Source organism: Pantoea ananatis LMG 2665, from assembly GCF_000710035.2.
Taxonomy (GTDB): domain Bacteria; phylum Pseudomonadota; class Gammaproteobacteria; order Enterobacterales; family Enterobacteriaceae; genus Pantoea; species Pantoea ananatis.
On the sequence record NZ_JMJJ01000005.1, the window covers coordinates 791,535 to 817,894 of the forward strand.

26 protein-coding genes are annotated in these 26,360 nt (G+C 56.9%); 7 read left to right on the forward strand and 19 right to left on the reverse strand.

Features of this window, described 5'->3' with window-relative positions:
* Window positions 1–97 precede the first annotated feature (97 nt).
* The 11 genes from argT to pdxB form a co-directional block, all read right to left on the reverse strand.
* Window positions 98–880, reverse strand: coding sequence for a lysine/arginine/ornithine ABC transporter substrate-binding protein ArgT (argT, locus tag EL29_RS11460; RefSeq protein ID WP_014594186.1), 783 nt, complete (start codon window positions 878–880; stop codon window positions 98–100).
* Window positions 881–1,150: 270 nt separating this feature from the next.
* Window positions 1,151–1,720, reverse strand: a complete 570-nt coding sequence (locus tag EL29_RS11465) for a UbiX family flavin prenyltransferase (RefSeq protein WP_013026541.1) — start codon at window positions 1,718–1,720, stop codon at window positions 1,151–1,153.
* Between the two features lie 101 nt (window positions 1,721–1,821).
* Window positions 1,822–3,339, reverse strand: a complete 1,518-nt coding sequence (gene purF, locus EL29_RS11470) for an amidophosphoribosyltransferase (RefSeq protein ID WP_013026542.1) — start codon at window positions 3,337–3,339, stop codon at window positions 1,822–1,824.
* 37 nt (window positions 3,340–3,376) lie between these two features.
* A complete protein-coding gene (gene cvpA, locus EL29_RS11475; protein WP_026021019.1) occupies window positions 3,377–3,862 on the reverse strand; it encodes a colicin V production protein in 486 nt (161 codons plus the stop codon).
* 265 nt (window positions 3,863–4,127) lie between these two features.
* Window positions 4,128–4,919, reverse strand: a complete 792-nt coding sequence (gene dedD / locus EL29_RS11480) for a cell division protein DedD (RefSeq protein ID WP_015699833.1) — start codon at window positions 4,917–4,919, stop codon at window positions 4,128–4,130.
* The gene (folC, locus tag EL29_RS11485) at window positions 4,909–6,177 is read right to left on the reverse strand and encodes a bifunctional tetrahydrofolate synthase/dihydrofolate synthase (RefSeq protein ID WP_028715411.1); all 1,269 of its coding nucleotides are present in this window, start codon (window positions 6,175–6,177) and stop codon (window positions 4,909–4,911) included. The genes dedD and folC overlap by 11 nt, the downstream gene beginning before the upstream one ends.
* A gap of 91 nt (window positions 6,178–6,268) precedes the next feature.
* Window positions 6,269–7,183, reverse strand: coding sequence for an acetyl-CoA carboxylase, carboxyltransferase subunit beta (accD, locus tag EL29_RS11490; RefSeq protein ID WP_013026546.1), 915 nt, complete (start codon window positions 7,181–7,183; stop codon window positions 6,269–6,271).
* A 161-nt stretch (window positions 7,184–7,344) separates the two neighbouring features.
* A complete protein-coding gene (locus EL29_RS11495; RefSeq protein WP_013026547.1) occupies window positions 7,345–7,995 on the reverse strand; it encodes a DedA family protein in 651 nt (216 codons plus the stop codon).
* Between the two features lie 25 nt (window positions 7,996–8,020).
* Window positions 8,021–8,824 carry a tRNA pseudouridine(38-40) synthase TruA gene (gene truA / locus EL29_RS11500; RefSeq protein WP_013026548.1) on the reverse strand — a complete coding sequence of 268 codons (804 nt, stop codon included), beginning with the start codon at window positions 8,822–8,824 and terminating at the stop codon, window positions 8,021–8,023.
* Window positions 8,824–9,834 (reverse strand): aspartate-semialdehyde dehydrogenase, encoded by a 1,011-nt coding sequence (locus EL29_RS11505; protein ID WP_014594188.1) that lies wholly within the window; start codon window positions 9,832–9,834, stop codon window positions 8,824–8,826. Before EL29_RS11505 ends, truA begins: the two co-directional genes overlap by 1 nt.
* Before the next feature lie 106 nt (window positions 9,835–9,940).
* A complete protein-coding gene (gene pdxB, locus EL29_RS11510) occupies window positions 9,941–11,074 on the reverse strand; it encodes a 4-phosphoerythronate dehydrogenase PdxB (RefSeq protein ID WP_033766063.1) in 1,134 nt (377 codons plus the stop codon).
* A 149-nt stretch (window positions 11,075–11,223) separates the two neighbouring features.
* Here pdxB and EL29_RS11515 point away from each other — a divergent pair, with 149 nt between their 5' ends.
* On the forward strand, window positions 11,224–12,123 hold the full coding sequence (locus tag EL29_RS11515) for a DMT family transporter (RefSeq protein ID WP_013026551.1): 900 nt from the start codon (window positions 11,224–11,226) through the stop codon (window positions 12,121–12,123).
* Here the strand turns inward: EL29_RS11515 and EL29_RS11520 are convergent.
* Both EL29_RS11520 and tctD read right to left on the reverse strand, forming a co-directional pair.
* Window positions 12,104–13,492 carry a sensor histidine kinase gene (locus tag EL29_RS11520; protein WP_019106015.1) on the reverse strand — a complete coding sequence of 463 codons (1,389 nt, stop codon included), beginning with the start codon at window positions 13,490–13,492 and terminating at the stop codon, window positions 12,104–12,106. The genes EL29_RS11515 and EL29_RS11520 overlap by 20 nt on opposite strands.
* Window positions 13,483–14,154: a transcriptional regulator TctD gene (gene tctD / locus EL29_RS11525; protein WP_014605360.1), complete on the reverse strand. Its 672-nt coding sequence runs from the start codon at window positions 14,152–14,154 to the stop codon at window positions 13,483–13,485. Before tctD ends, EL29_RS11520 begins: the two co-directional genes overlap by 10 nt.
* 119 nt (window positions 14,155–14,273) lie before the next feature.
* Between tctD and EL29_RS11530 the strand changes: the two genes are divergently transcribed.
* The 4 genes from EL29_RS11530 to flk all read left to right on the forward strand — a co-directional run bounded on the left by EL29_RS11530 (window position 14,274) and on the right by flk (window position 18,367).
* The gene (locus tag EL29_RS11530) at window positions 14,274–15,254 is read left to right on the forward strand and encodes a Bug family tripartite tricarboxylate transporter substrate binding protein (protein ID WP_080695281.1); all 981 of its coding nucleotides are present in this window, start codon (window positions 14,274–14,276) and stop codon (window positions 15,252–15,254) included.
* A 12-nt stretch (window positions 15,255–15,266) separates the two neighbouring features.
* Complete coding sequence (locus EL29_RS11535; RefSeq protein ID WP_013026555.1) at window positions 15,267–15,698, forward strand: tripartite tricarboxylate transporter TctB family protein; 432 nt, start codon at window positions 15,267–15,269, stop codon at window positions 15,696–15,698.
* An 11-nt stretch (window positions 15,699–15,709) separates the two neighbouring features.
* On the forward strand, window positions 15,710–17,212 hold the full coding sequence (locus EL29_RS11540; RefSeq protein ID WP_028715414.1) for a tripartite tricarboxylate transporter permease: 1,503 nt from the start codon (window positions 15,710–15,712) through the stop codon (window positions 17,210–17,212).
* Window positions 17,213–17,326: 114 nt separating this feature from the next.
* Window positions 17,327–18,367, forward strand: coding sequence for a flagella biosynthesis regulator Flk (gene flk, locus EL29_RS11545; protein WP_028715415.1), 1,041 nt, complete (start codon window positions 17,327–17,329; stop codon window positions 18,365–18,367).
* Window position 18,368: 1 nt separating this feature from the next.
* Here flk and EL29_RS11550 read toward each other — a convergent pair whose 3' ends face one another.
* Window positions 18,369–18,812, reverse strand: coding sequence for a rhodanese-like domain-containing protein (locus EL29_RS11550; RefSeq protein ID WP_014605357.1), 444 nt, complete (start codon window positions 18,810–18,812; stop codon window positions 18,369–18,371).
* 88 nt (window positions 18,813–18,900) lie between these two features.
* Here EL29_RS11550 and pdxR point away from each other — a divergent pair, with 88 nt between their 5' ends.
* Complete coding sequence (gene pdxR / locus EL29_RS11555) at window positions 18,901–20,340, forward strand: MocR-like pyridoxine biosynthesis transcription factor PdxR (protein ID WP_028715416.1); 1,440 nt, start codon at window positions 18,901–18,903, stop codon at window positions 20,338–20,340.
* A 92-nt stretch (window positions 20,341–20,432) separates the two neighbouring features.
* On the opposite strand, the gene fabB is transcribed toward pdxR, so the two are convergent.
* Window positions 20,433–21,653 (reverse strand): beta-ketoacyl-ACP synthase I, encoded by a 1,221-nt coding sequence (gene fabB, locus EL29_RS11560; RefSeq protein ID WP_013026560.1) that lies wholly within the window; start codon window positions 21,651–21,653, stop codon window positions 20,433–20,435.
* A gap of 152 nt (window positions 21,654–21,805) precedes the next feature.
* On the opposite strand from fabB, the gene mnmC reads away from it, so the two are divergent.
* Window positions 21,806–23,818 carry a bifunctional tRNA (5-methylaminomethyl-2-thiouridine)(34)-methyltransferase MnmC2/FAD-dependent 5-carboxymethylaminomethyl-2-thiouridine(34) oxidoreductase MnmC1 gene (gene mnmC, locus EL29_RS11565; protein WP_028715417.1) on the forward strand — a complete coding sequence of 671 codons (2,013 nt, stop codon included), beginning with the start codon at window positions 21,806–21,808 and terminating at the stop codon, window positions 23,816–23,818.
* Window positions 23,819–23,845: 27 nt separating this feature from the next.
* On the opposite strand, the gene EL29_RS11570 is transcribed toward mnmC, so the two are convergent.
* The 4 genes from EL29_RS11570 to mepA are packed head-to-tail and all read right to left on the reverse strand — an operon-like array spanning window position 23,846 to window position 26,358.
* Complete coding sequence (locus tag EL29_RS11570; protein WP_013026562.1) at window positions 23,846–24,127, reverse strand: YfcL family protein; 282 nt, start codon at window positions 24,125–24,127, stop codon at window positions 23,846–23,848.
* A gap of 34 nt (window positions 24,128–24,161) precedes the next feature.
* Window positions 24,162–24,707 (reverse strand): elongation factor P hydroxylase, encoded by a 546-nt coding sequence (locus EL29_RS11575; RefSeq protein WP_019106020.1) that lies wholly within the window; start codon window positions 24,705–24,707, stop codon window positions 24,162–24,164.
* 20 nt (window positions 24,708–24,727) lie between these two features.
* On the reverse strand, window positions 24,728–25,531 hold the full coding sequence (locus EL29_RS11580) for a sulfite exporter TauE/SafE family protein (protein WP_014594199.1): 804 nt from the start codon (window positions 25,529–25,531) through the stop codon (window positions 24,728–24,730).
* An 8-nt stretch (window positions 25,532–25,539) separates the two neighbouring features.
* The gene (gene mepA, locus EL29_RS11585) at window positions 25,540–26,358 is read right to left on the reverse strand and encodes a penicillin-insensitive murein endopeptidase (RefSeq protein WP_022623444.1); all 819 of its coding nucleotides are present in this window, start codon (window positions 26,356–26,358) and stop codon (window positions 25,540–25,542) included.
* Window positions 26,359–26,360: the final 2 nt, after the last annotated feature.

Below are 26,360 nucleotides of genomic sequence, written 5' to 3' on the forward strand. Positions count from 1 at the left end.
CTCGCATAGCCGATGACACAGGGTTGCTCCGACCAGAGAGATCGGGACAACCCAGGGCTTATTCTGTTATGCGAACAACAGAGGCGAGGACGACAGATCAGTCACCGTACACGTTGAAATTAAAGTATTTCTTCGCAATTTTGTCGTAGGTACCGTCTTTACGCATTGATTCAAATGCTTTGTCGATGGCCGCTTTCAACTCGGTATCGTCTTTACGTAATCCCATACCGGTTCCGACACCGAAGATTTTATCGTCTTTCACGGCCGGACCTGCGAACGCATAGCTTTTACCGACAGGCTGTTTCAGGAAGCCTTCGGCGGCCTGAACTTCGTCCTGGAAGGCGGCGTCAATGCGGCCGGCGGTCAGATCCTGATAGACCAGATCCTGGTTGGCATAAGGCGTTACGGTTACGCCTTTTGGACGCCAGTACTCATTCGCGTAGGTTTCCTGAGTAGTGCCCTGCAGCACGCCGATGTTTTTGCCTTTCAGCGCCTCAGGCGTCGGCTCGATTTTTGATCCTTTCGGCGCGACTAAGCGTGCGTTAGCGGCATACAGTTTGTCTGAGAACGCAATCTCTTCCTGACGTTTAGCGGTGATGGATAGCGAGGAGATGATGGCATCGATTTTCTTCGCTTTCAGCGACGGAATCAGCGCATCAAAATCGCTTTCTACATAGGTACACTTGGTCTGGATACGTTTACAGATTTCGTTAGCCAGGTCGATATCAAAACCAACCAGCTGTCCTTGCGCGTTTTTCGACTCAAACGGCGGATATGTTGGGTCAGTGCCGACACGAATCGAGGTCGGTACTGCTGCAAATACGCTGGCCGCACTGGACAGGCCCAACATTAAAGAAAGAGCCAGAACACGCTTCTTCATAGATTACCCTCAAGTAAATTGCTTATTGTTATGTGATGCATGATGTGTGTTTGCGACGAACACTGCCTTTTCCTGTGCATGTTTCATGCCAGTTCTACAGTTTTGCCGTCTGCCCAGCCGCCCGTTTGGTGACGAAAAGACTGGGTTTGTGAAAGGAATATATCAGTGATGTCGCAGAGAAAAAGCGATGTTGTGAACTTTTAGTTCAAGAAATGCAGGAACAGTGATCGCTCCCGCGTTTCTGCACCAAATAAGGGCGAAAGAACACGCTTATGCACCTTGCCAGCGCACAAACAAGTCCTGCGGTAGTTCAATATCAAACTGATCAATGACCCGATTAACGGTCTGATCGACAAGCTGCTCGATAGTGGTTGGACGGTGGTAAAACGCCGGCACCGGCGGCATGATGATGGCCCCCAGTTCGGCCGCGGTCGTCATCATGCGCAGATGACCAATATGCAGCGGGGTTTCACGTACGCACAGGACCAGTTTACGCTGCTCTTTCAGCACCACGTCTGCTGCGCGCGTCAGCAGCGAGTCGCTGTAGCTGTGAACAATACCGGACAGGGTTTTCATTGAGCACGGCAGGATCACCATGCCCAACGTTTTGAACGACCCGGAGGAGATACTGGCGGCAATGTCCCGCACGTCATGAACCACGTCTGCCAGCGCCTGGACGTCCCGCAGGCTGTAGTCGCTTTCCAGGCTCAGCGTCTGACGTGCCGCATGGCTGATGATCAGATGGGTTTCCACGTCGCTGATCTGCTGCAAGACCTGCAATAGCCGGACGCCATAGATCACGCCGCTTGCGCCCGAAATACCAATAATGAGTCGTTTCATCGTTCAACCTTGCAGTGGCAAAGTGCACCATAATAGCGCAGACCGGCAGAAAACACAGAGGGCGGGATAAATCCCGCCCTCCTTTTTGCATTCAGGTTCGCTTACCCTTCGTTATGCAGCTCGAGGTTTTCGACTTCGTTTTGACGGGCGATGGCTTTCGCATCGTCGTTACGCAGGGATTCCAGATATTCAAGATAGCCCTGATCGACGTCTTTCGTCACGTAGATGCCGTTAAAGACGGAGCACTCAAACTGCACGATATCCGGGTTCTCTTCCCGTACGGCTTCGATAAGGTCATCGAGATCCTGGAAAATCAGCGCATCTGCTTTGATAATCTGGCGAATCTCTTCCACTTCACGGCCGTGGGCAATCAGCTCGGTCGCGCTGGGCATATCAATGCCGTAGACGTTAGGAAAGCGCACTTCCGGCGCGGCAGACGCAAGATAGACCTTTTTCGCGCCCGCCTCTCGCGCCATCTCGATAATCTGCTCGGAGGTGGTGCCACGAACAATTGAGTCATCAATCAGCAGCACGTTCTTATCGCGAAACTCAGCGCGGTTAGCGTTGAGCTTGCGGCGAACGGCGCTGCGGCGCAGTTGCTGTCCCGGCATGATAAAGGTGCGGCCCACGTAGCGGTTTTTCACAAACCCCTGACGGTAAGGCTTATCAAGGATGCGGGCGATTTCCAGCGCGGTATCCATCGAGGTTTCCGGAATGGGAATCACCACGTCGATATCCAGATCTTCCCACTCGCGGGCGATCTTCTGACCCAGCTTGGTGCCCATGCGCACGCGGGCGCTGTAGACCGAAATCTTATCCAGGAAGGAGTCCGGACGCGCAAAATAGACGTATTCGAACAGGCAAGGATTGTTTTTTGGGTTTTCGGCACACTGACGGGTTGAAAGCTGCCCCTGCTCAGTGATGTAAACCGCTTCACCCGGTGCCACGTCACGGATAAATTCAAAACCCAGGGTATCCAGCGCGACGCTTTCGGAGGCGACCATGTACTCGGTACGGCCATCGGCAATGACGCGTTTGCCCAGCACCAGTGGCCGAATGCCGTTAGGATCGCGGAAGGCGACCATGCCGTGACCGATGATCATCGCCACCACGGCATAGGCGCCACGCACCTGCTGGTGGACGGCAGCGATGGCGGCAAACACGTTATCGGCTTCCAGCGGATAGTGCTGAAAACGATCCAGTTCCTGCGCAAAGATATTCAACAGGATTTCAGAATCGGAGGTGGTATTAACGTGACGGCGGCCTTTTTCGAACAGCTGCTTACGCAGCTCGTGGGCATTGGTCAGGTTACCGTTATGGGCAAGGGAAATACCGTACGGCGAGTTAACGTAGAATGGCTGGGCTTCAGAAGCGCTGGAGCTGCCCGCGGTAGGATAGCGTGCGTGACCAATCCCCATGTTGCCTTGTAAACGTTGCATATGACGCGCTTCGAAAACATCGCTGACCAGACCATTAGCCTTACGCAGGCGGAAGCAGTTCAGCGCATCGATGGTACAAATGCCTGCGGCATCCTGCCCACGGTGCTGGAGCACCGTTAACGCGTCATAGATCGACTGGTTGACCGGCATGAAACCGGTGATACCGACAATACCGCACATGTTGTCATTTCCTCATTAAGCCGTACGCCCGGTGGTCTCACCGGGGCAAAAAACTCGACGTGCTTTTCAGGTAGTCAAAAAACCACCTGATTATAGAACTGAACTCGGGAATAAGTTGAGACTGCTGCCAGTCCGGGCTCTTTGAAAAGCCCGTGAATGTATCCAGGAAGAACAGCAGAGCGGCCACGATGAGCACACCACGCAATGCCCCGAAACAAACGCCTAATACCCGATCGGTTCCCGACAGGCCAGTTTTCTCAACCAGCGAGCCGATAACGTAGTTCACGATTGCGCCCACAATCAGGGTCGCGATGAACAGCACCGCAATCGCGATTCCGTTACGAACCAGTTCGTCGTCAAAACCTGTGAACCAGACTGCAAGGTAGGCATAGTAATGACTGGCGACAAAAAACGCGCATCCCCAGGTAACAAGAGATAAGGCTTCGCGGACAAACCCTCGAACCAGGCTGACCAAAGCCGAAAAACCAACTACCGCAATAATGACGTAATCAATCCAGATCATGAACTCTTCCAGCGCCAGTGCCATTGCACCCCTGCTTCCAGTTCGGGGCGCATTCTAACAGAAAAAGAAAACGTTTGCGTAGAGGTTTTCAGGTTCTGCATCCATAAAAAAGGCGATGAAAAAATCCGTCTTCGCCTGTGTCATTTTCACCCCGCTAACAGGCTGAAAAGTGGTCAGAAATTTAGCGTTAAGCCGGGTCAGGCACTGCCGTTCTCATCCCGATTGGCGCTGCCTGTTATTTCTATCGGCAGCGCCAATCGGCGCTTTAGCGGGCGCTGTAAGACTTAACCACGCCGCTCAAGCCTGAAACGTTCTTCAGCTCGCCGACGGCCGCCTGCATCTTCGCTTTTGACGCATCCGGCCCCACATAAATGCGGGTGATTTGCCCCTGCACGGGCGTAGACGGCACGGTATAGGCCCGGTAACCCGACAGGCGCAGTTTCGCCACAATCTCGTTAACCTTGCTGGCGTTCTTGAGTGCGCCTAACTGAACAACGTAAGCCTGACCGGCAGGCTGCGTTTCTTTGGGCTGCTCCGCAGGCGCGGTTTTTTCCGCAGGCTGCGACTGCTCGGCCGGTTTGGTTTTTTCAACAGGCTTAGCCTGCTCAACCGGTTTGGTTTTTTCTACCGGTTTGCTCTGCGTCTGCTCGACCGACTTCGGTTTAGCCTGCTCAACCTGTTTGGGTCGGGTTGGCTCAACCGGCCTGGCTTTCGGCGCTGTCGTGGCCGGAGACGAATGGACCGGTGGCGGTGAGACCACGCTCGGTTCGCTACTTTGCTCGGGCTGACTGCTGCCCTCGGCGGCGGCATCATCATCCGTATCAGAATGGCTGACCGCACTGCCTGCGCCTGCTGGCGGATGCGCAGGCAGCGACTGCGTCACCGGCGGCACCATTTCGCTGTCCTGCTGGTCATCGGGTTTGGGCACCAGCGGGATCGCGGCAAATTCTTCTTTATAATGTTTTTTCTTACCATCCAGCAGCCCCGGCAATACGATCACGCCGACGGCCACCAGAATAACGGTACCGACTAAACGGTTTTGAAACTTACTCGCCACGTCCTTTCTCCGTTTCAATCGATTCCATAACCTGCGCCACCGTCAGGAAAGAGCCGCAGACCAGAATAATATCCTGCGCTTCCGCCTGCTGGCGCGCCTGGTGCCAGGCCTGTTCAACATCCGCAAATGCCTGAGCGGACGTTACGTGCGCCATGAGCTGCTCCGCGCTGGCACCGCGCGGACCGGCCAAGGGTGCGCAATACCAGCAGTCCACCTGAGGTGCCAGGGCCGCCAGAGTGCCCGCAATGTCTTTATCGTGCAGCATCCCCACAACCGCATGGACGCGTCCGCTTTGCGGCAATGCAGCCAGTCGCGAGGCCAGATAGGTCGCCGCATGCGGATTGTGGGCAACATCCAGAATCACCCGTGGGGATTCGCTGATGGTCTGAAAGCGTCCCGGTAAAATCGCCAGCGGCAGATGCGCACGAATGATTGCATCGCTCACGTTCAGCCCGGAGGCGCGCAGCGCCACCAGTGCGGTAGCCGCATTCGGCAATGGCACCTGAGGCAGCGGTAAATCATGCAGCTCGCCTTGCGCATCGCGCAGCGACCAGCTCTCTGCCTGCTGATCATAGTGCCAGTCGCGCCCGTGCTGCATTAACCGCGCACCTTTTTCATGGGCAACCTGAGCAATTGTGGCAGGCATATCAGGTTCACCGACCACGGCGGGTTTCGCCTGGCGGAAGACACCGGCTTTTTCCCGGCCAATACTTTCACGGTCCGGGCCAAGCCAGTCGGTATGATCCAGCGCGATACTGGTAATCACCGCGACATCCGCATCGACAATATTGGTCGCGTCCAGCCGACCGCCCAACCCGACTTCCAGAATGACGACATCCAGCCCCGCCTGCTTAAACAGGTTAAGCGCCGACAGCGTGCCAAATTCAAAGTAGGTCAGAGAAACCGTCCCCCGTCCGGCCTCAATGTCGGCAAAACTGGCGCTGTGTTGGGCTTCACTGAGTTCCTGCCCCTGAATCCGGACGCGCTCGGTGTAGCGCACAAGGTGCGGCGAGCTGTAAACCCCAACCCGATAGCCGGCTGCCATCAGTAAGGTTTCCAGGGTGCGACAGGTGGTACCTTTGCCATTGGTGCCCGCAACGGTAAAAACGAAGGGTGCAGGCTTGAGCAGGTCCAGACCTTGCGCCACCTGGCGAATACGATCCAGGCCCAGTTCAATCGTCTGAGAGTGGAGGTGCTCAAGATAATAAAGCCACGTGGCCAAAGGCGACGTGGCTTGAGGAAGGTGAAGATTGTCCATATGTCCCGTTTTGCAAATTTATACCCGATGAAAGCCGCAAGGTATACGGTGCATTGGTGGAAGGCGCGACCTGCGCGCCTTCTGTCTCCTGTCAGGCCTCGTTGCTCTCCGGATGGCTCGTCGCAGGTGCGAACGCTTCACCGTCGTGCAGCGGTGCGGGCAGATTCATCATTTTTGCCAGCAGACTCGCCAGTTTATAGCGCATTTCCGGACGACGAATGATCATATCAATCGCCCCTTTCTCGATTAAAAACTCACTCCGCTGGAAGCCCGGCGGCAGTTTTTCACGAACGGTCTGCTCAATCACACGTGGACCCGCAAAGCCGATCAGGGCTTTAGGTTCGGCAATATTCAGATCGCCCAGCATCGCAAAGCTGGCAGACACGCCGCCCATGGTCGGGTCGGTCAAAACCGAAATATACGGCAGACCGCGTTCCTGCATTTTCGCCAGCGCGGCACTGGTTTTGGCCATCTGCATCAGCGACATTAACGCTTCCTGCATACGCGCACCGCCACTGGCGGAGAAGCAGATCAGCGGGCAGTTATCTTCCAGCGCCTGCTCAACAGCCCGGACGAAACGTGCGCCAACCACCGATCCCATTGAGCCGCCCATAAAGGCGAATTCAAAGGCGGCCGCCACAACCGGCATACCGTGCAGCTGACCTTTCATCACGATAAGCGCATCTTTCTCATTCGTGGCTTTCTGTGCAGCAACCAGACGATCTTTATACTTTTTGGAATCCCGGAACTTCAACAGATCCTTGGGTTCCAGCTCGCTGCCCAGCTCAACCAGCGTGCCCTGATCGAGCAGGCTCGCCAGGCGCTCACGGGCATGCATGCGCATGTGGTGGTCGCACTTAGGGCAGACCTCAAGATTACGCTCCAGCTCGGCACGATAAAGTACCTGGCCACAGCTGTCGCATTTCGTCCACACCCCTTCCGGAATACTGGCGCGACTTGTGGGCGTAATGTTGCTTTTATTAAGAATGCGTTCAATCCAGCTCATTGATGACCTTTCTGTTTAAAACTGACCTGGTCCAGTCGTCTTGATACTGCTGAAAACCGCTTCAGCAGACGGTAAATGTCGCTCATTAAACCACAACCAATTAAGACTGTGGATAAAAATCTGGTCTTACCCCTGAGCAACGCGGCTACTCAGGGATAATTTTACTGCTTAGCCTGGCGGCGATGGCGCCAGATTTCAATCACACCTGGCAGAATCGACACCACGATGATCCCGAGGATAAGCAGCTTAAGGTTTTCCTGTACCACGGGCAAATCGCCAAACAGATACCCCGCATAGGAAAACAGCAGCACCCAGGCCAGCGCGCCCGCGACGTTAAACAGGGCGAAGTGGCGGTAGGACATGTGCCCCATTCCGGCGACGAAAGGCGCAAAGGTCCGCACGATGGGCACGAAGCGCGCCAGGATAATGGTTTTCCCACCGTGCCGGGCATAAAAGGCATGGGTTTTATCCAGATAGCTGCGGCGGAAAATTTTCGAGTTCGGGTTGCTGAACAGCCGTTCGCCAAAGAGTTTGCCGATGGTGTAGTTCACGGCGTCCCCCAGAATAGCGGCAATGACCAATAGCGCCACCATGAGATGCACGTTGAGATCGTTACCCGGCAACGCGGCCAGCGCCCCTGCCACGAACAGCAGTGAATCACCCGGCAAAAACGGCGTGACGACTAAGCCCGTTTCGCAGAACAAAATCAGAAACAGGATGGCGTAGATCCAGATGCCATACTGCGCGACTAATTCGGCCAGATGCACATCAATGTGCAGAATAAAATCGACCACAAAATGGATAAACTCCATAACGATCCCTTGTACGTAAGGTTAATTAATCCGCGAGGAACAATGGCCCCATCGCCGGCTGAGGTAAAGCAAAATGCACGGGATAATCCACCGCCACCAGATAAAGCCCTTCGGCTTTCGCCGTTGCCGCCGCCAGCGTGCGATCTTTAGCCGCCAGCAGTTCCGCCATCCAGGATTCTGACTGATTGCCGCAGCCAATTTCCATCAGACTACCGACAATATTGCGCACCATATGGTGCACAAACGCATTGGCTTTAATATCGACAATCACATAAGGCCCGTGGCGCGTGACGTTCAGGTGCATCACGTTGCGCCACGGCGTTCGCGACTGACACTGCACGGCGCGGAAAGAGGTAAAATCATTCTCGCCCAGCAGGCACTGTCCGGCGCGCTGCATCTTTTCTACATCCAGAGGATAGTAAAAATGCGTCACGCCATTACCCAGAATCGCCGGACGGAGCCGCTGATTGTAGATCAAATAGCGATAACGCCTGGCGGTTGCGCTAAAACGCGCGTGAAAGTCGTCCGGCACCGCCTTGACCCAACGTACAGCGATATCGTCTGGCAGATTGGCGTTCACGCCCAGCGTCCAGGCGGCATCGGCGCGCTGCGCAACGGTTTCAAAATGTACTACCTGGCCTGTGCCGTGTACGCCAGCATCGGTGCGGCCGGCACAGAACACGCTGACCGGATGGTCGGCCACTTTCGACAGCGCCCGTTCCAGCTTTTCCTGCACGCTGCGCACTTCCTGCTGACGTTGCCAGCCATAGTAGCGGCTGCCGTCGTACTCGATGCCCAGTGCCAGTTTTTGTGTCTGACCTTCTGACATCAGTACATGTACTCCTGAACCAGCTTCTCAGCGGTCTTCACCGCCATCAGCGCACCGCCGAAACGGACGTTGTCGGCCACCGACCAGAACTGCAACAGCTCAGGAATGCCGTAGTCGTTACGCACACAGCCAATGCTCAGTTCATCGCTGCCCGAGGCATCGGTAACCGGCGTCGGCACCGCATCCTCTTCGCTCAGATGAATATCCGCAGCCAGCGCCAGCTCTGCCCTTGCCTCTTCCGCCGACAGCGGGCGCAGGTTTTCAATATGTACGATCTGCGCATTGCCATAAAATACCGGCGCCTGAATGCTGCTGACCGCCACGGGCAAACCCTCGTCCTGCAGGACTTTACGTACCTGATCGACCAGGCGGCGCTCGCTTTCTACGCTGCCTTCGCTATCTGCCAGCTGCGGCAGAAGGTTAAAGGCCAGCTGGCGGCCAAAATGGTGTTCGTCAGCGGGCACGCCGTTCAGCAGACGCGCACTCTCACCGGCCAGCGCATCCACGGCCACTTTGCCGTGGGTGGAGACAGAGATCAGATTGGTGACCTGTAAACGGCCCAAACCTGCCGCATCCACCAGCGGTTTGATTGCCGTCAGCAGTTGACTCACCAGATTATCCGCCACGCTGATGATGTTGCGATTACGGTAATCGGCCAGCACCTGTGGATTCACATCCGGCACCACCAGCGGCACGTCCGGTGACAGGGCAAACAGCTCGCTGCTGTCGATCACCAGACAGCCCGCGCCCGCCGCCTCTTCGGCATAGCGTTCTGATGCATCGCGACCGGCAACAAAAAAGGCCAGCTGCGCCTGTGACCAGTCAAACCCGGCCGCGTCTTCAACGCGCACAGAACGTCCTTCAAAACGTTTGATTTCACCGGCACCGTTGTCGCTCGCCAGCAAATACAATTCACCAACCGGGAACTGGCGTTGAGCCAGTAGTTCCAGTACAGCGTTCCCTACTGCGCCTGTTGCGCCCAGTAGCGCAATATTCCAGCCGTCAGACATGTTGGTTTACCTCAGACAATGACATAAAAACAGAAGGCGGTGATGTCACCGCCCGGGGATTCAGAATTATCCCTACCTTCAGCCGCGCGTTACCCGGCTGAACCCATCAGGTTGAGGATAATATGGCGTTAAAGCCCAGCTGAATAAGCTGCTCAGCGGTGGCTTCATTATCACAGTTCACCTGTAATGATGACCATTCGCGACGCTCTTCATACTGTTTGCGCAGGCGGTCAAACTCGCCCGGTTTTGCCGCCACTTTTCGCAGGGGCGCATCATCGCGGCGCACATCATACACCAGATGCACTAACCGTTTCAGCGTTGGCTGATCGAGCGGCCCGTTCAGGCTGATCTGGCTGAATTCCGGCGTCGGTAGCAGGCTACTCAGCGGCACCTGCTGCGGTTGGCCAATAAAGTCGCACCAGGCCTCAAACACCTGAGTCGTGCCGCGCGCCTTGCCCTCCAGGGTGTAACCGGCAATGTGGGCCGTCGCGATATCCACCTTATCCAGCAGCGCCAGGGAGAGATCCGGTTCAGGTTCCCAGACGTCCAGCACCACGCTGAGATCGTGACGCATGTTCAGGACTTCCAGCAGCGCGGCGTTATCCACCACCGGGCCGCGGCAGGCGTTAATCAGAATGGCGTTGGGCTTCAGGGCCATCAGCCGCGCGGCATCGGCCAGATGCCAGCTCTTGTAGGGGCCAGATTTAAACAGCGGCGTATGAAACGTTAAAATATCGGCCTGTTCCACCAGCGCATCGAGCGAGTGAAAATCCTCTTTGTCACCCCGGTCAGCGCGCGGCGGATCGCACAGCAGGGTTTTCACGCCCCAGGCTTCAAGGCGTTTCTGCAATCGCCCGCCCACGTTACCGACGCCCACAATGCCCACCGTGCGATCGCGCAACTGAAAACCGTCGCGCTCCGCCAGCAGCAGCAAGGCAGAAAAAACATACTCTACGACGGCGATCGCGTTACAGCCCGGCGCGGCAGAGAAGGCAATGCCCGCCTGCTCAAGCCAGTCTTCGTCAATATGATCTGTGCCCGCGGTTGCCGTGCCGACAAACTTTACGGGCTTGTCCTGCAGTAGCGCAGCGTTAACCTGGGTCACGGAACGCACCATCAGGCCATCGGCATCGGCCAGTTGGGCTTCAGGAAGCGGCCTGCCAGGGACAGCGACCACCTCGCCCGTGCGGCTAAAGAGTTCACGGGCATAGGGCATGTTTTCATCGATGAGAATTTTCACCACGGCTTTCCTGTGTGTTGCATTTAAGGGCGCTATTTTGGCACAAAAGCTCCGCGTTAGCCTAACCACGCTGTACAGTGAGTGCTAAGGCTGGCAGAAAGGGGCAACACAGGCGTACACTGCGGCGGGTCTGAGGCTGGAGTCATATTATGTTCTTTTTGTTCCCGCTGTTTGCGGTCTTGATTTGGTCGGTTAATGCTATCGTTAATAAATTATCGGCGAGTGCCATCGAGCCTGCGGCGATTTCTTTTTATCGCTGGTTACTGGCGTTGCTGGTCCTGACCCCGTTTGTGTTACCGGGTGTGATACGGCAATGGCAGACGATCCGGCCGCACCTCATGCGCTTGATGGTTCTGGGTCTGCTGGGCATGGCGCTGTACCAAAGTCTGGCCTACTATGCCGCGCACAGCGTGAGCGCCCTGTTTATGGGTATTATCGCCGCGCTAATCCCACTGTTAACGGTATTGCTCAGTGTGGTCATACTGCGCATTGCCCCGACCGTGGGGATTCTGGCGGGCAGCCTGATCTCCTTTTGTGGCTTAATCTGGTTGGTCAGCGCAGGCAATCTTGATCAGTTGCTGCATCACGGCATCGGAGCAGGTGAAGCCATGATGCTGGCGGCCTCAGCCAGCTATGCGCTTTATGGCGTGATGACCAAACGCTGGTCAATTCCGCTGCCGGTCTGGCAGAGCCTGTATGTGCAAATTGCCTTTGGCGTTCTGTTGCTGTTACCCGGCTTTCTGATGACGCCGGACGTGGCGCTTACGCCGCATAACCTTCCGCTGGTGGCCTTTGCCGGGCTGTTTGCCTCGATTCTTGCCCCCTGGCTGTGGATCCATGGCGTGCAAAAATTAGGTGCCAGCATCACCAGCATCTTTATGAATTTGACGCCAGTTTTTACCGCCCTGATTGCGGTGCTGTTTCTGCATGAGCATCTGCACAGCTATCACTGGATCGGCGGCGGTCTGACGCTGACGGGCGTTTTGCTGGCACAGCGGCTGCGCAGGCCGCTTAGCGCGCGCAAATCGATCAAGGCCGATCCGCGCTAAAATTGACGGAAACACGCAGTCCGCCCAGTAACGGACTGCTCTCCAGCGTGACGGCCGCCCCGTGCCAGGCACAAATATCCTGCACCAGCGCCAGCCCAATGCCCGCTCCGGCCTGCATCGCGGCATTATCCAGCCGGATAAAAGGCCGCAGTGCTTTTTGTTGCTCTTCCCGGCTAATCCCCGGTCCTGAGTCTTCAATTTGCAGCCTGCCGTTCTCTACGCGGGCCGTAATGATGCCCTGCGCTGGCGTGTACTTAATCGCGTTATCCAGCAGGTTGGCGCACAGCTCGCCCAGCAATAGCGCATCGCCTTTCACCTCACAGTGCTCATCCCCTTCGTAACCCAGGTCAATCTGTTTCGCGCGCGCCGCTGCATAACGACTCAGGCACGCTTCACGCACCACTGCCGCCAAATCCACTCTCGTCATGGGTTTATCTTCCCCGTGGCGGGCTTTGATGCGCGCCAGTTGTAACAAACGGTCGGTGAGCAGAATGGTGTCATCCAGCGTGTAGTGCATGCTCTGTAGACTTTCCCGCCACTGTTCGGGCCGATCGCTATCCAGCGCCGTGCTAATCTGCGTTTTCAGAATGGTGAGCGGTGTGCGCAGCTGATGCGCGGCATCGGCGCTGAACCGATCCTGCCGTGCCAGCAATTTTCTCAGCCGTTCCAGATAGCGGTTAAAGGCCACAATGAGCGGCTGAAGTTCCGACCAGGGCAGCGAAGGCAGCGGGGTCAGTTCAGCACCGTCGCGGCGCAGGACAATCTTTGACAGCCGACGTAAAGGCCGTAATACCCGGCGCAGCATCATGCTCGCCAGCAACAAGGCGATGAGCACCAGCGCGCTCTGGCTAAGTAAGGCTGTCCGCATCAGCCCCTGGGCAAACGCCTCACGGGAATGGATAGTTTCCGCCACCAGCACCAGTGCCATACCTTCCACGCCCGCCTCGCTGACCGGCTGCCATAAGGCCGCGACCCGAATGCGCTGTTTCTGGTAAAACCCGTCATAAAAATGGACTAACGCAGGATAGGCTTCAGACATCTCGCTGGTGGCCGGAATCGGCGGCAGCCCGTCATAACCCGACAGCGTTTTACCCTGGGGCGAAATCACTTGGTAAAACAGGCGATCGTTCATATTGCGCTCAAAGCTGTCGAGCACGACCCAGGGCACATCGACCTCCAGATGCTGATGACGTACCACCAGCCGCTCGGCAACGGTGCGCGCAGAGGCCAGCAGCGAACGATCGTAGGCCTGATTCGCCGCCGCCAGGCCGCTCTGGTAATGCGTATAAACCGACAGAATCCACAGCAGGAGCAATGGCAGTCCCAGCCAGGCGAGCAGCTCTCCCCGTAGCGAGGTGATTAATCGCATGCCAGGGTTTCCAGGCTGTAACCCAGACCGCGTAGCGTCACAATACCGACATCACTTCCGGCCAGTTTTTTGCGCACCCGATGCACATAGAGTTCAATACTTTCCGGGCTGGCTTCATCCGCCAGCGTAAAGGTTTGTTCATACAAATGTTGCCGCGAGACCGGGCGACCCTGACGCTGCATCAGCGTGGTCAGCACGCTGGATTCTCGCGGCGTCAGCGCCAGCGGTTTTTCGGCCAGCAAAAAGTAACCCTCGCCGTTCAGCACCAACTGGCCCAGCGTTTGGTTTTGTGGCGATTGCCCCTGAGAACGCCGCAGTAGCGCTCGCAGGCGCGCGTCCAGCTCATCCAGCTCAAAGGGTTTGGTCAGATAGTCATCCGCCCCCGTGTTCAGACCGCGCACGCGGTCATCCAGCGTAGTGCGCGCGGTCAGCATCAGTACCGGCACAGTTTGTCCCCGGCGGCGCAGCCGGGTTAATACTTCAATGCCGTCCAGGCGCGGCAGAGAGACATCCAGTACGACCAGCGCATAATCTTCGCTTTGCAGGCTGTGATCGGCCGCCAGGCCGTCCGCCACCCAGTCCACAGCAAAGCCTTTTTGTGTTAACGCCTTCTGTAACCATCGAGCCAGCTCGGCCGTGTCTTCCACCAGTAAGAGACGCATATCACATCCTTTCACTAAACCTCATGAATGAAAGGTAAATGAAAGGTTGCTGTTTTAACAATTCAATAACACCGAATAGTCGGTAGTAATCACACTCTGAAACAAAGATGGAGCGCACGATGAAAAAAATAATCCACACCGCCCTCGCCTCTGCCCTACTGGCTCTTATGTTGCCCTCATCAGGTTATGCTGCTGCACCCGACAGAACAGAATGCATCGCACCGGCTAAACCCGGCGGCGGTTTTGACCTGACCTGTAAGCTGATTCAGGTTTCGCTGATGGAAACGAAGCAGATCGAGAAGCCGATGCGCATTACCTACATGCCAGGTGGCGTAGGCGCGGTGGCCTATAACGCGATCGTTGCGCAGCGTCCTGCCGAAGCCGGTACGGTCGTGGCCTTTTCGGGGGGATCGCTGCTGAACCTGTCTCAGGGAAAATTTGGTCGCTACTCGGTTGATGACGTGAAGTGGCTGGCGGCGATCGGTACCGATTACGGCATGATTGCCGTGCGTGAAGACGCGCCGTGGAAAAACCTGGGCGAACTCATGGCGGATATGAAAAAAAATCCCACCAAAGTGGTGGTGGGTGCGGGTGCCTCTATCGGCAGCCAGGACTGGATGAAAACGGCGCTGGTCGCAAAAGAAGCCGGTATTGATCCGCGCAAAATGCGCTATGTCGCGTTTGAAGGCGGTGGTGAAGTCGTCACCGCCCTGCTGGGTAATCATATTCAGGTGATGTCGGGCGATCTCAGCGAGATGGTGCCGCATTTACAAGGGGGCAAACTGCGCGTGCTGGCGGTAATGGCAGACAAACGCCTGCCCGATCAGCTGGCCTCGATTCCTACCGCCAAAGAGCAGGGCTTTAACGTGGAATGGCCGATTATTCGCGGCTTCTATCTTGGCCCTAAAGTCAGCGATGCCGATTATCAGTGGTGGCAGAGCGCCTTTGAGAAAATGGTGCAAACCCCGGAATTCAAGAAGCAGCGCGAACTGCGAGGCCTGTTCGAATTCAATATGTTTGGCGCTGAACTGGATAAATACGTGAAAGACCAGGTTGCCGCCTATCGCGAGCAGGCGAAATCCTTTGGTCTGGCTAAGTAACCGGGAGAGAACATGAGCGATCGTATTTTTGCCACCTTGTGGCTGGTACTGTGCCTGGCGGGACTGGTTATCGCCTGGCAGATTCAGAGTGAATACAGCTATGAGCCTGTCGGCCCACGTCCTTTTCCGCTGGTGCTTCTCAGCTTGATGGCTTTCTGTGCCGTGATGCTGCTGCTGAGAAAACCGGATGCCATCCAGTGGCCCACGCCCGCCACACTGAAACGCCTGGTGGCGCTGGCGGCGATGATGCTGGTGTACGGCGGGATGTTTGAAACCCTGGGCTTCCCGTTAGCGACCTCGCTGCTGACGTTTGGTATCGGCCTGCTGTTTGGCGCGCGCTGGTGGGCCGCTGTGCTGTCCGGCGGTGTAATGGGATGGTCACTGTTTTACGCCTTCGACCATCTACTGGACGTTACCTTGCCTGCTGGCAGCCTGTTTAATTAAGGAGAGAAATGATGGAAACCTGGTCTTTCCTGATGCACGGCTTTGCCGTTGCCATGACGCCGGAAAATCTGCTGATCGCCCTTATCGGCTGCTTTATCGGCACGATCGTAGGCTTACTGCCGGGACTCGGGCCGATTAACGGCGTAGCGATTTTGATGCCGCTGGCGTTCGCCCTGCACCTGCCTGCAGAATCCGCGTTGATTCTCCTGGCCACCGTTTATCTGGGCTGTGAATACGGCGGACGTATTTCGTCGATACTGCTCAACGTTCCGGGCGATGCCGGCGCCATTATGACCGCACTGGATGGCTATCCGATGGCGCAGCAAGGTAAAGCGGGCGTGGCGCTGTCAATTTCTGCCGTCAGCTCCTTTGTCGGTTCCACCATCGCTATCATCGGCATCATCTTATTCGCACCGCTGCTGGCCCGCTGGTCGCTGGCGTTTGGCCCAGCCGAATATTTTGCGCTTATGGTCTTCGCCATTGCCTGTCTGGGCAGCATGATGAGTCAGAACCCGCTTAAATCATTCCTGTCGGCGTTGATCGGGCTGAGCATGGCGACCGTGGGCGTGGATGCGAATACCGGCGTCTATCGCTTCACCTTTGACAGCGTTCACCTTTCTGACGGCATCCAGTTTGTCGTGGTCGTCATTGGCCTGTTCTCAGTGAGCGAAATTTTGCTGATGCTGGAATCCACCCATAGCGGGCAAAAGGTGGTGCGTGCCAGTGGCCGCATGATGTTCAATATGAAAGAGGCCGCTATGTCTGCGGGTGCCACACTGCGTGCCTCATTTATCGGCTTCTTTGTGGGCGTGCTGCCCGGCGCGGGCGCTACTATCGCCAGTGCTATCGCCTACATGGCCGAGAAAAAAATCACTGGCAGCGATCAGTTTGGTAAGGGCGATATTCGCGGTGTGGCTGCGCCGGAAGCGGCGAACAATGCCTCCGCCTGCGGCTCGTTTATTCCGATGCTGACTCTGGGCATTCCCGGTTCCGGCACCACCGCGGTCATGGTCGGTGCGCTGACGCTGTACAACATCACGCCTGGACCTGCGATGTTTACCGAACAGCCGGATATCGTCTGGGGACTGATTGCCGCGCTGCTGATTGGTAACCTGATGCTGCTGATCATGAACATCCCGATGATCAACGTGTTTGCGCGGATGCTGACGATTCCGCTGTGGTTTTTAGTTCCGGCTATCGCCGCCATCTCGGCCGTGGGCGTTTATGCGGTGCACAGCACCACCTTTGACCTGCTGCTGATGGTCGGACTGGGGATTTTCGGCTATATCCTGCGGAAAATGGATTTCCCCATGTCACCGCTGATTTTGGGTTTCGTGCTGGGTGAAATGCTGGAGCAAAACCTGCGGCGTGCCTTGTCGATCAGCAACGGTGAGATGGGCATTCTGTGGGAAAGTCCGATTGCGAAAGTCCTGTTGATCCTCGCCGTTGCCGTATTAATCGTGCCGCTGCTATGGAAACGGCTGCGCCGTAAGCCCGCTCCCGCGCATCAGTAAGTAAATCTTTGTTCGAAACACACAAGCCCCGTGGATTTCCCAGGGGCTTTTGTTATCATAGTGTATTCTGTTTCCGGCGCACCCCACGCTGTTCTGTTTCCCAAGGAATCCGCCATGCAACCTGTCAGCGGCCCCGGTGTGCCGGTCGGCGATCGTTCATCTGTTAATCCGCAAACTGATGCCCCGCGTACGGGAAGTGTTGCCGGTGAACAACCCCTTTCTCCTGCCCAGCGCACGATGCTTGAGCGCCTGATTGTGCGCATCATGTCGCTCAGCACGCTTAAAGCGCCTGAGCTCTGGGCCGGCCTGCGTCATGAAGTCGGTGTTAAAAGCGAAGCAGAACTCCAGTCACGCCATTTTCCGGCTGCAGAGCAGTTTCTTAACAACCGCCTGGCGCAGGTGCAGACCGGTCACGGTACGCGTCAGTTAATGACGCAACTCACCGACCTGTTGCCCAAGGGCAATAACCGCCAGGCGGTAAGTGATTTTATCCGCCAGCAGTTTGGTCAGACGGTGCTGAGCGCATTAACCCAGGATCAGCTTCGTCAGGTGCTGACCATGCTGCAAAATGGTCAGATGGCCATTCCGCAACCTCAGCAGAGCCGCAGCAGCGATCGCACGCTGCTGCCTGCCGAGCATCAGGCGCTGAATCAGCAAATTGTTCGCCTGGCTGCCGCAACGGGCGAATCCAGTGGCAAAATATGGACCGCCGCACTAAAGCTGGTAAACCTGACCAGTGGCGATCCGATCCCGTCACGCCACTATCCGCTGCTCACTCAGTATTTACAGGTCCGTCAGACGTTAAGCCAGCACAGTGCGCCAACGTTGCAGCTGATTGAAACCTCGCTTAAACACCCTCTGGATCAGCGTGAACAGCAGATGCTGGAAGACTACAGCCTGCAACGCTTTCAGGCCACGCCTCAGATGGTGCTGACCCCGACGCAAACCCAGGATCTGCTTAACTTCCTGTTTGCACGTCGCGCAGAAAGAGCACACGAGCAAGCCCTGGCCGATAACCAACTGAATCCGCATCCCATCTGGGCGCCCATCTCCGGCTCGCTGCCGCCTGTGCTGCAGCCGCTGGCAGCGCGCCCGGTGCTGAGCGCGATCGTCGGGTTAATCGTTCTGGCCTTTTTACTCTGGCTGGTGCTGTAAGTTAACACCCACAGGATGCCGCAGAAGCCGTCTGCGGCCATTCTCCCGGCTCGTCGCCCCATGCCATGGGATGGCCATCGCGCTTCCAGAAATCCAGCCCGCCAATCAGTTCTTTGACCTTAAATCCCAGCAACGCCAGCTGATAAGCCGCTTTGGTCGAACCATTGCAGCCAATGCCATCACAGTACGTCACATACAGCAGGTTGCGATCCAGTCCGGCCGTGCTGGCTTCATTCATTTCCCGATGCGGAAAATTTATTGCTCCGCAGAGATGACCAGCGCGGTAAGCCTCGATCTGACGGGCATCAATGACGACAACGCCCGGTCGCTGATGGGCCAGATCGTCAGCCAGATCCCAGGCATCGGTGTAATAAGCCAGTTTGGCCTGCAGATATGCAAGGCTCTGCTGCGGTGACGCGGGGGGAAAACCTAAAACAGATGACATCGTTTTTTCTCCTGTTGTGGCAGACAGGCAGTTTACGGCAAAGTGGACTGCTGGATAATACCGCTTTCAATGAGCCCATAAGACCACGATGATTTCCCCGCTGCTGCAACTGTTTCATCATCAGGCAACCGGCGGTCTACGCGACCGCCTGTGCGCCACGCTTCGCCAGTGGATAGAGACCGCGCACCTTCAGGCGGGTCAGAAACTGCCCTCCAGCCGTCAGTTGGCTGCCGATTTGAATCTGTCACGCGTCACGGTTGAAGCGGCTTACGCTCAGCTTGAAAGTGAAGGCTACCTGCGGCGGGAGTCCGGTCGCGGTAGCTTCGTTGCCATCACGCTGCCGGTCAGCGCGCCGCGCCCCCGCGCTGACCGCATGGCGCATTTCTCGCAGCGCGGCCATCAGATGCTGGCGACAGGCGATTGTCAGGATGTGCCCTTTCCGTATGCCTTTTCGGCAGGTTCGCCAGATTTGCGCGCCTTTCCTCATCCTCTCTGGCGGCGCTTAACCGCCCGCGTGCAGCGCACCGCAGGCCCTACCGTCATGGGCTATGGCGATCCGTTGGGGTACCTGCCACTTCGCCACGCGCTTGCAGACTACCTTGCCCTGTCTCGTGGGGTTCACTGCGAGGCTGAGCAGGTGATTATTTTGACCAGTTCACAGCAGGCGCTGCAGCTGCTGTCGTTAATGCTGATTGATCCCGGTGATGAGATCTGGATGGAAGAGCCGGGCTATGCGGGCGCGCGCAATGCCTTTCTTGCTGCAGGCGCACGGGTGCGCGGCATTCAGGTGGATGCCGAGGGGGCGATTCCTCAAGCCGGAACAGCAAAGCTGATGTATCTGACACCTTCGCATCAGTATCCCACCGGCGTGTCATTAAGCCTGCCGCGCCGTCTGGCCTGGCTGGACTGGGCACGGCGCAACGGCAGTTGGCTGATTGAAGACGATTACGACAGCGAGTTTCACTATGACGATCGCCCTGCGTCTGCGCTGCACGGGCTCGACAACGATAACCGGGTCATTACCCTCGGCACATTTTCAAAATCGCTGTTTCCGTCGCTACGTCTGGCATGGATGGTGGTGCCCGGCCCGCTGGTCGCGCCCTTAGGTCGCGCGCGCAGCCTGCTTGACGGGCATAGCGCCCTGCTGCCCCAGGCGGTAACGGCGGAATTTATGCAGCAGGGGCATTTTGCCAGCCACCTGCGTTTGATGCGCCAGCTTTACCATAGCCGCCGCGATCGCTTACTCGAGCAGATAGCGCAACGCCTGAAGCCCTGGCTCAGGCCCTTTCCCTGCCCGGGTGGACTGCAGACAACCGTTGCTCTGCGGCAGGGCGACGAAGCGAGGCTGAGTTTACAGGCCGAGAAGATGGGGTTATTGCTGCCTCGCCTGAGTCCGCTCTACGGCGATGGCGCGCGTCAGCAAGGCTGGATTCTGGGTTTTGCGGCGCTGACGCCGGATGAGATAGTGGCCGGGTGCGATAAGCTGGTGAGGCTGTTTTCATCGGGCTCATCACCCAACCGTCGCTGAGGGATAATCAAAACAAAAAAGGCCGGCAAGCCGACCTTTTCACAGGGTTCACGTCGTGCCGCGCAGCGCGACGTCACGTTTTTAACCGGGCATTAAGCCTGGTATTTACGCATTGTCAGCGTGGCGTTGGTGCCACCAAAGCCAAAGCTGTTTGACATTACCGTGGTCAGCGCTTTTTCAGTTGGCTGAGTCACAATATTCATCCCTTCTGCCGCCGCGTCCAGCGAGCTGATATTGATGCTTGGGGCAATAAAACCGTGCTCCAGCATCAGCAGCGAGTAGATAGCTTCCTGCACGCCTGCCGCCCCTAAGGAGTGGCCGGTCATCGCTTTGGTTGCAGAAATATACGGCGTGTTGTCGCCGAACACTTCGCGAATGGCACCCAGCTCTTTCACATCACCGACTGGCGTAGAGGTTCCGTGGCTGTTCAGGTAGTCGATTGGCGTATCCACACCGTGCATCGCCATCTTCATGCAGCGCACTGCGCCTTCACCGGATGGCGCAACCATGTCTGCCCCGTCCGACGTTGCGCCATAGCCCACGATTTCAGCGTAGATGTGCGCGCCACGCGCCAGCGCATGTTCCAGTTCTTCAACCACGACCATACCGCCGCCGCCCGCAATGACGAAGCCATCACGTTCGTTGTCATAGGTCCGTGAGGCTTTTTCTGGCGTGTCGTTATAACGCGTAGAAAGTGCGCCCATTGCATCAAACTCACAGGCCATTTCCCAGCACAGCTCTTCGCCGCCGCCCGCAAAAACGATATCCTGTTTGCCCAGTTGAATCTGTTCAACCGCGTTACCGATACAGTGCGCGGAGGTCGCACAGGCAGAGCTGATTGAATAGTTCACGCCGTGGATTTTAAACGGCGTAGCCAGACAGGCTGAAACGCCTGACGCCATTGCCTTAGTCACCACATAAGGCCCTACGGCTTTCAGACCGCGTGGGCTGCGCATGGCATCCGCACCAAAAACCTGAAAACGTGGGGAACCACCGCCAGATCCTGCAATCAGACCTACGCGAGGGTTATTCTGGTAAGCTTCGTTGCTCAGGCCAGAATCTTTGATGGCTTCTTCCATAGACAGGTAAGCATAGATGGACGCATCACTCATAAAACGCACAACTTTGCGATCGATGAGGCCGGTAGTATCGAGTTTAACGTTACCCCAGACGTGACTACGCATGCCGGAATCTTTCATCTCCTGGGAAAAAGTGATGCCTGAGCGGCCCTCACGCAGAGATGCCAGCACCTCTTGCTGGTTATTACCAATACTGGAAACGATCCCTAAGCCAGTAATCACAGCACGTTTCATTCAATCTTCCTCACCACTTCTGTTATTTGACGAGCACTCTAGCTTACACTTGTACGCCGAACAAGTCCGATCAGCCATTTCCTTTTGTAAATTTGCGTCATGTCACTCCGACCGATAAGATCCTGACACTCCCTGAAAAATGAGCCTTTACTGTGAAAACACCCCAGGTTGAACACGCCAGACTGAGCTGGAACGAACAGGGTACACCTGTTTCCCGAGCGTTTGACGACGTCTATTTTTCCAATGACAACGGTCTGGAAGAGACACGTTATGTCTTTCTGGGTGGCAATGATTTCCCACAACGCTTTCATCAGCACCCGCGCGATCTGCTCATTGTTGCCGAAAGCGGGTTTGGCACAGGCCTGAACTTTCTCACGCTCTGGCAGGCCTTTGATTCCTTCCAGCAACATTATCCTGACGCGCCCCTAAAACGTCTGCACTTCATCAGTTTTGAAAAATTCCCCCTGACGCAGGCCGATTTAACGGCGGCCCACCAGCACTGGCCCGAACTGGCCCCCTGGGCTGAACAGCTCCAGCACCAGTGGCCGCTGGCACTGCCAGGCTGCCAGCGGGTGTTATTTGATTCGGGCCGCGTCACACTGGACCTGTGGTTAGGCGATATTAATGCGCTAATTGATAATTTTGATGACAGTCTGCATCGCCAGGTGGATGCCTGGTTTCTGGATGGCTTTGCGCCGTCGAAAAATCCCGATATGTGGACCCCGGAACTGTTTGCGTCGATGGCGAAACTGGCCCGGCCAGGGGGCACATTTGCGACCTTTACGGCAGCGGGTTTTGTGCGGCGCGGGTTGCAACAGGCGGGCTTTGCGGTGACCCGGCGTAAAGGCTTTGGGCCGAAACGGGAAATGCTGTGCGGTTCGCTTGAGGCCGCGCCTGCGCTGACTCATCGCCAGCCTTGGTATGCGCGCCCTGCCCTGTCCGGTAAGGAGATCGCCCTGGTCGGCGGCGGCGTTGCCAGCGCGACGCTGGCCCTTGCCTTACTTCGCCGGGGCTTTCGCGTGACGCTCTACTGCGCTGACGAGGCGCCCGCGCTGGGGGCGTCCAGTAATCGTCAGGGCGCGCTCTATCCGCTCCTTAACCAGCACGATCCTGCCCTGGCGGCTTTCTTTCCTGCCGCATTCAGTTTTGCCCGTCGCCTGTATGATCAACTCGATCTGCCTTATGAACATGACTGGAGCGGCGTATTGCAGTTGGGCTGGGACGAGAAAAGTGCCAGTAAGATTGCGCAGATGCTGGATATGGCCCTACCGGCTGAGGTCGCCTTTGGCGTCAACCAGGACGAGGCAGCCGCGTTGGCAAATGTGGCGCTGGATTGCGGCGGTATATTTTATCCACTGGGCGGCTGGCTGGCCCCGGCCGAATTAACCACAGCCCTGCTGTCCCACTGCGAGCAGCTTGGATTACGCATTCACTGGCTGCACCGCGTCACCGCACTGACGCAGGTTCAGCAAGGCTGGCAGTTAACCTTTGACGAAAAGCCCGCAACCCAGCATCAGGCTGTGGTGCTGGCTAATGGTCATGCCATGACCGATCTGCCTCAGACCGATGCCCTGCCGGTTTACCCGGTCGCCGGTCAGGTCAGCCATATCCCGGCTTCACCGGCCCTGTCGGCACTGAAAACGGTACTTTGCTATGACGGCTACCTCACGCCAGCCAGCCCGCAGTTTGGTACGCACTGTATCGGGGCCAGCTATCATCGTGGCGACACCTCTACCGCCTATCGCGAAGACGATCAGCAGCAAAACCGCAGCCGTCTGCAGCACTGCCTGCCACACAGCGACTGGGTGAATGACGTGGACGTCAGTGAGGGCGAGGCGCGCAATGGCGTGCGCTGCGCCACACGCGATCATTTGCCCATGGTCGGCAGCGTGCCGGATTACGTGGCAACGCTTGACGTTTATGCCGATCTTGCTCAGCAGCGCGCCCGCGAGGCCGAGAGCGAAATGGCACCCTGTTTCCCTGGCCTTTATCTGTTTGGTGCGCTTGGCTCACGCGGGCTGTGCAGCGCCCCCCTGGCGGCGGAAGTGCTGGCGGCTCAGCTTAGCGGTGAACCCCAGCCGCTGGACCTCAACACGCTCGCGGCGCTTCATCCCAATCGTTACTGGGTAAGAAAACTACTGAAGGGTAAAAAAGCGGGGAAATAGCACAGGGCGGTCTGCCGCCCTGACTACTCAAGCCGTCTGACGGGCCTGTAAAAACAGGTTATCCCACATGCCAATCACCAGCGCCTGGTCCCGTGGCGATAACTCCCCGGCAGCAATGGCATTTTGCAGGCTACGTGTCACCTGAATCTGTAGCGCCTGCGGCGTGTGGTCGTCCAGCAGTTCCACTTCAGCGACTGCCAGAGTGAGGTGGCCGCGCAGATAACCGCTGGCAAATAGCTCATCGTCACTGGCGTGCTCAACCATATCGTCAATCAGGGCCAGAATACGTGCCTCAAATTCTGCGATCATCTCATCATTCCTCTGTTATTAAGTCCCTTATGCATCACAGATCGTCCGGCCAGGGAAACTGCGATGCGGTCAGAGAAGGCCTGCCATAATAGTCAGCCAGGGCTGAAATAAAGCGTGCGGGGCGCTCAGGAATACCCGACGCCAGATAGCTCATGACCTGGGCATGAACTTTACGCTGAAAGCCAATGCGATCTGGCTCACAATCGCCTTCGAGATTGTCACAACTGACGTTGAAGGGAAAGCCTGCGGCTACACAAAACATCCACTCCAGCGCCTGCGGCTTCACCTCAACCGCTTCAAACTGGCTCTGCGTTTGCGCGTCGCGTCCGTCCGGACAATACCAGTAGCCAAAATCCACTAACTTACGCCGGGCTTCGCCAGCAATGCACCAGTGTGAAATTTCATGCAGCGCGCTGGCATAAAACCCATGAGCAAAAACCACCCGGTTCCATGGTGATTCATCATCCGCTGGAAGATAGATCGGTTCGTCATCGCCTTTAATTAGACGGGTCTGAAAATCGTGGCTAAAGCAGTCATCAAACAGCGTAATAAGCTGCGCGTAATTATGTGTTGTTGTCATTAAGTCATCACGTAAAAGTATTACAGATTCAGCGTGCTCAGCCAGGCCATCAATTCGCTGCCGTGGCTGTCCCAGAGCAGCTTGATGCTCATCACCGCCGAAACGATGACCACCATCGGGCGAATCAGCCTTTGTCCGCGTGCCAGCACCAGCCTGGCGCCCAAACGAGCCCCGCAAAAAGCCCCCAGCATCATGATAAGTCCCGTGCCCCAGACCACTTTGCCACCAAACATAAAAAACAGCAGGCTGCCCAAGTTTGAGGTGAAATTGAGCAGTTTGGCGTGGGCGGTGGCTTTCGCCAGGTTGTAGCCGCATAGCGTCACGAAGCCCAGCGCGTAGAAAGAGCCCGCACCGGGTCCAAAGAAGCCATCATAAAAGCCGATACAGCCACCGCCGACCAGGGCAAAAGGCAGCCCCTGCAGGCGGTGAACGCGATCGTCTTCACCGATGCGCGGCATCAGCAGAAACCACATGCCAATAGCAATCAACAACAGCGGCAGCACCTGACGCAAAAAATCAGCCTGAAGGTGCTGGATCAGAATGGCACCGCCAACCGCCCCCAAAAAGGTCATGGCGATATTCAGCCGCTGCTCGCTCAGCTTAATCGCCCCGCGCCGGACAAAATAGAGGCTGGCCGAGAACGATCCGCCGACCGACTGCAGCTTGTTGGTTGCCAGCGCCTGAGCCGGTGACAGCCCGGCCGCCAGCAACGCGGGAACGGTTAACAGTCCGCCGCCGCCCGCAATGGAGTCAATAAAACCTGCCAGCAGCGCAATGAAAAACAGCAGCGCGACCAACAACGGGCTGACAACGAACCATTCCATGGGAACCCTTACAGTAGATGTTTATCCAGCAGTGCCTGACAGGCCGCAGGCAGCGGCGGCGGTTCACGTTTCACCGGTGCAGAGCCAGGCTGCCTGGGCAAAAACCAGCTTTGCAGTTCTGCGCCGCAGCCGTCACCGGCAGGCGGCGGTGCCTGCTCTTCACAGTCGGGGCTGCCCTGCGGACAGCGTAAACGGACGTGCATGTGGGCGCGATGCGCAAACCAAGGACGCACCTTACGCAGCCAGGCCCGGTCTGTGCCTGCATCGGCACACAGCTGCTTTTTAATCGCCGGATTGACGAAAATACGCGTGACATCTTCATCTTTCGCCGCCAGCTTAATCAGGCTGTCAATCTCAGGCTGCCAGTGGCGCGCTACCACGTTCTTGTCGTCGGCGGTGACGAGGTCCAGCGGCTGGGGCTTAAGCAGCTGCTGCGCGCTCCAGCGGGTTTTAGGCAGTTGCAGCCAGATGTCCACGTCCAGCCCGGTTTGATGGCTGGCATGTCCACTGCTGAAGCGCCCGCCCGCCGCCATGCCCATATCGCCAATCAACACGTTTCCTAGCTGGAGGCTATGGGCCTGGGTGGCCAGGCGCTGGATAAACAGGATCAGATCGGGATGCCCGAAATAGCGGCGCTGATCCTGACGCATCACCTGATAATCAGGCGAATTAAGCGGTAAAGCCTGCGCACCCACAATACAGCCATTGGCAAAGCCACCAATAGCCGTCGGTTGACCCGCAATCGGGTGCTGGATGCGCTGCCACGGCGTCGCCGCCAGGCTGGCCGCGCTCAACAACAGCGCGCTCACCATCAGCAAAATTTTCATTG

What these genes read in the sequence shown, in the direction of transcription:
- argT (WP_014594186.1), bottom strand. Translation starts at nt 880, where the DNA reads ATGAAGAAGCGTGTTCTGGCTCTTTCTTTAATGTTGGGCCTGTCCAGT.
- EL29_RS11465 (WP_013026541.1), bottom strand. Translation starts at nt 1,720, where the DNA reads ATGAAACGACTCATTATTGGTATTTCGGGCGCAAGCGGCGTGATCTAT.
- purF (WP_013026542.1), bottom strand. Translation starts at nt 3,339, where the DNA reads ATGTGCGGTATTGTCGGTATCACCGGTTTCATGCCGGTCAACCAGTCG.
- cvpA (WP_026021019.1), bottom strand. Translation starts at nt 3,862, where the DNA reads ATGATCTGGATTGATTACGTCATTATTGCGGTAGTTGGTTTTTCGGCT.
- folC (WP_028715411.1), bottom strand. Translation starts at nt 6,177, where the DNA reads ATGGACAATCTTCACCTTCCTCAAGCCACGTCGCCTTTGGCCACGTGG.
- accD (WP_013026546.1), bottom strand. Translation starts at nt 7,183, where the DNA reads ATGAGCTGGATTGAACGCATTCTTAATAAAAGCAACATTACGCCCACA.
- EL29_RS11495 (WP_013026547.1), bottom strand. Translation starts at nt 7,995, where the DNA reads ATGGAGTTTATCCATTTTGTGGTCGATTTTATTCTGCACATTGATGTG.
- truA (WP_013026548.1), bottom strand. Translation starts at nt 8,824, where the DNA reads ATGTCAGAAGGTCAGACACAAAAACTGGCACTGGGCATCGAGTACGAC.
- EL29_RS11505 (WP_014594188.1), bottom strand. Translation starts at nt 9,834, where the DNA reads ATGTCTGACGGCTGGAATATTGCGCTACTGGGCGCAACAGGCGCAGTA.
- EL29_RS11515 (WP_013026551.1), top strand. Translation starts at nt 11,224, where the DNA reads ATGTTCTTTTTGTTCCCGCTGTTTGCGGTCTTGATTTGGTCGGTTAAT.
- EL29_RS11520 (WP_019106015.1), bottom strand. Translation starts at nt 13,492, where the DNA reads ATGCGATTAATCACCTCGCTACGGGGAGAGCTGCTCGCCTGGCTGGGA.
- tctD (WP_014605360.1), bottom strand. Translation starts at nt 14,154, where the DNA reads ATGCGTCTCTTACTGGTGGAAGACACGGCCGAGCTGGCTCGATGGTTA.
- EL29_RS11530 (WP_080695281.1), top strand. Translation starts at nt 14,274, where the DNA reads ATGAAAAAAATAATCCACACCGCCCTCGCCTCTGCCCTACTGGCTCTT.
- EL29_RS11535 (WP_013026555.1), top strand. Translation starts at nt 15,267, where the DNA reads ATGAGCGATCGTATTTTTGCCACCTTGTGGCTGGTACTGTGCCTGGCG.
- EL29_RS11540 (WP_028715414.1), top strand. Translation starts at nt 15,710, where the DNA reads ATGGAAACCTGGTCTTTCCTGATGCACGGCTTTGCCGTTGCCATGACG.
- flk (WP_028715415.1), top strand. Translation starts at nt 17,327, where the DNA reads ATGCAACCTGTCAGCGGCCCCGGTGTGCCGGTCGGCGATCGTTCATCT.
- EL29_RS11550 (WP_014605357.1), bottom strand. Translation starts at nt 18,812, where the DNA reads ATGTCATCTGTTTTAGGTTTTCCCCCCGCGTCACCGCAGCAGAGCCTT.
- pdxR (WP_028715416.1), top strand. Translation starts at nt 18,901, where the DNA reads ATGATTTCCCCGCTGCTGCAACTGTTTCATCATCAGGCAACCGGCGGT.
- fabB (WP_013026560.1), bottom strand. Translation starts at nt 21,653, where the DNA reads ATGAAACGTGCTGTGATTACTGGCTTAGGGATCGTTTCCAGTATTGGT.
- EL29_RS11570 (WP_013026562.1), bottom strand. Translation starts at nt 24,127, where the DNA reads ATGATCGCAGAATTTGAGGCACGTATTCTGGCCCTGATTGACGATATG.
- EL29_RS11575 (WP_019106020.1), bottom strand. Translation starts at nt 24,707, where the DNA reads ATGACAACAACACATAATTACGCGCAGCTTATTACGCTGTTTGATGAC.
- EL29_RS11580 (WP_014594199.1), bottom strand. Translation starts at nt 25,531, where the DNA reads ATGGAATGGTTCGTTGTCAGCCCGTTGTTGGTCGCGCTGCTGTTTTTC.
- mepA (WP_022623444.1), bottom strand. Translation starts at nt 26,358, where the DNA reads ATGAAAATTTTGCTGATGGTGAGCGCGCTGTTGTTGAGCGCGGCCAGC.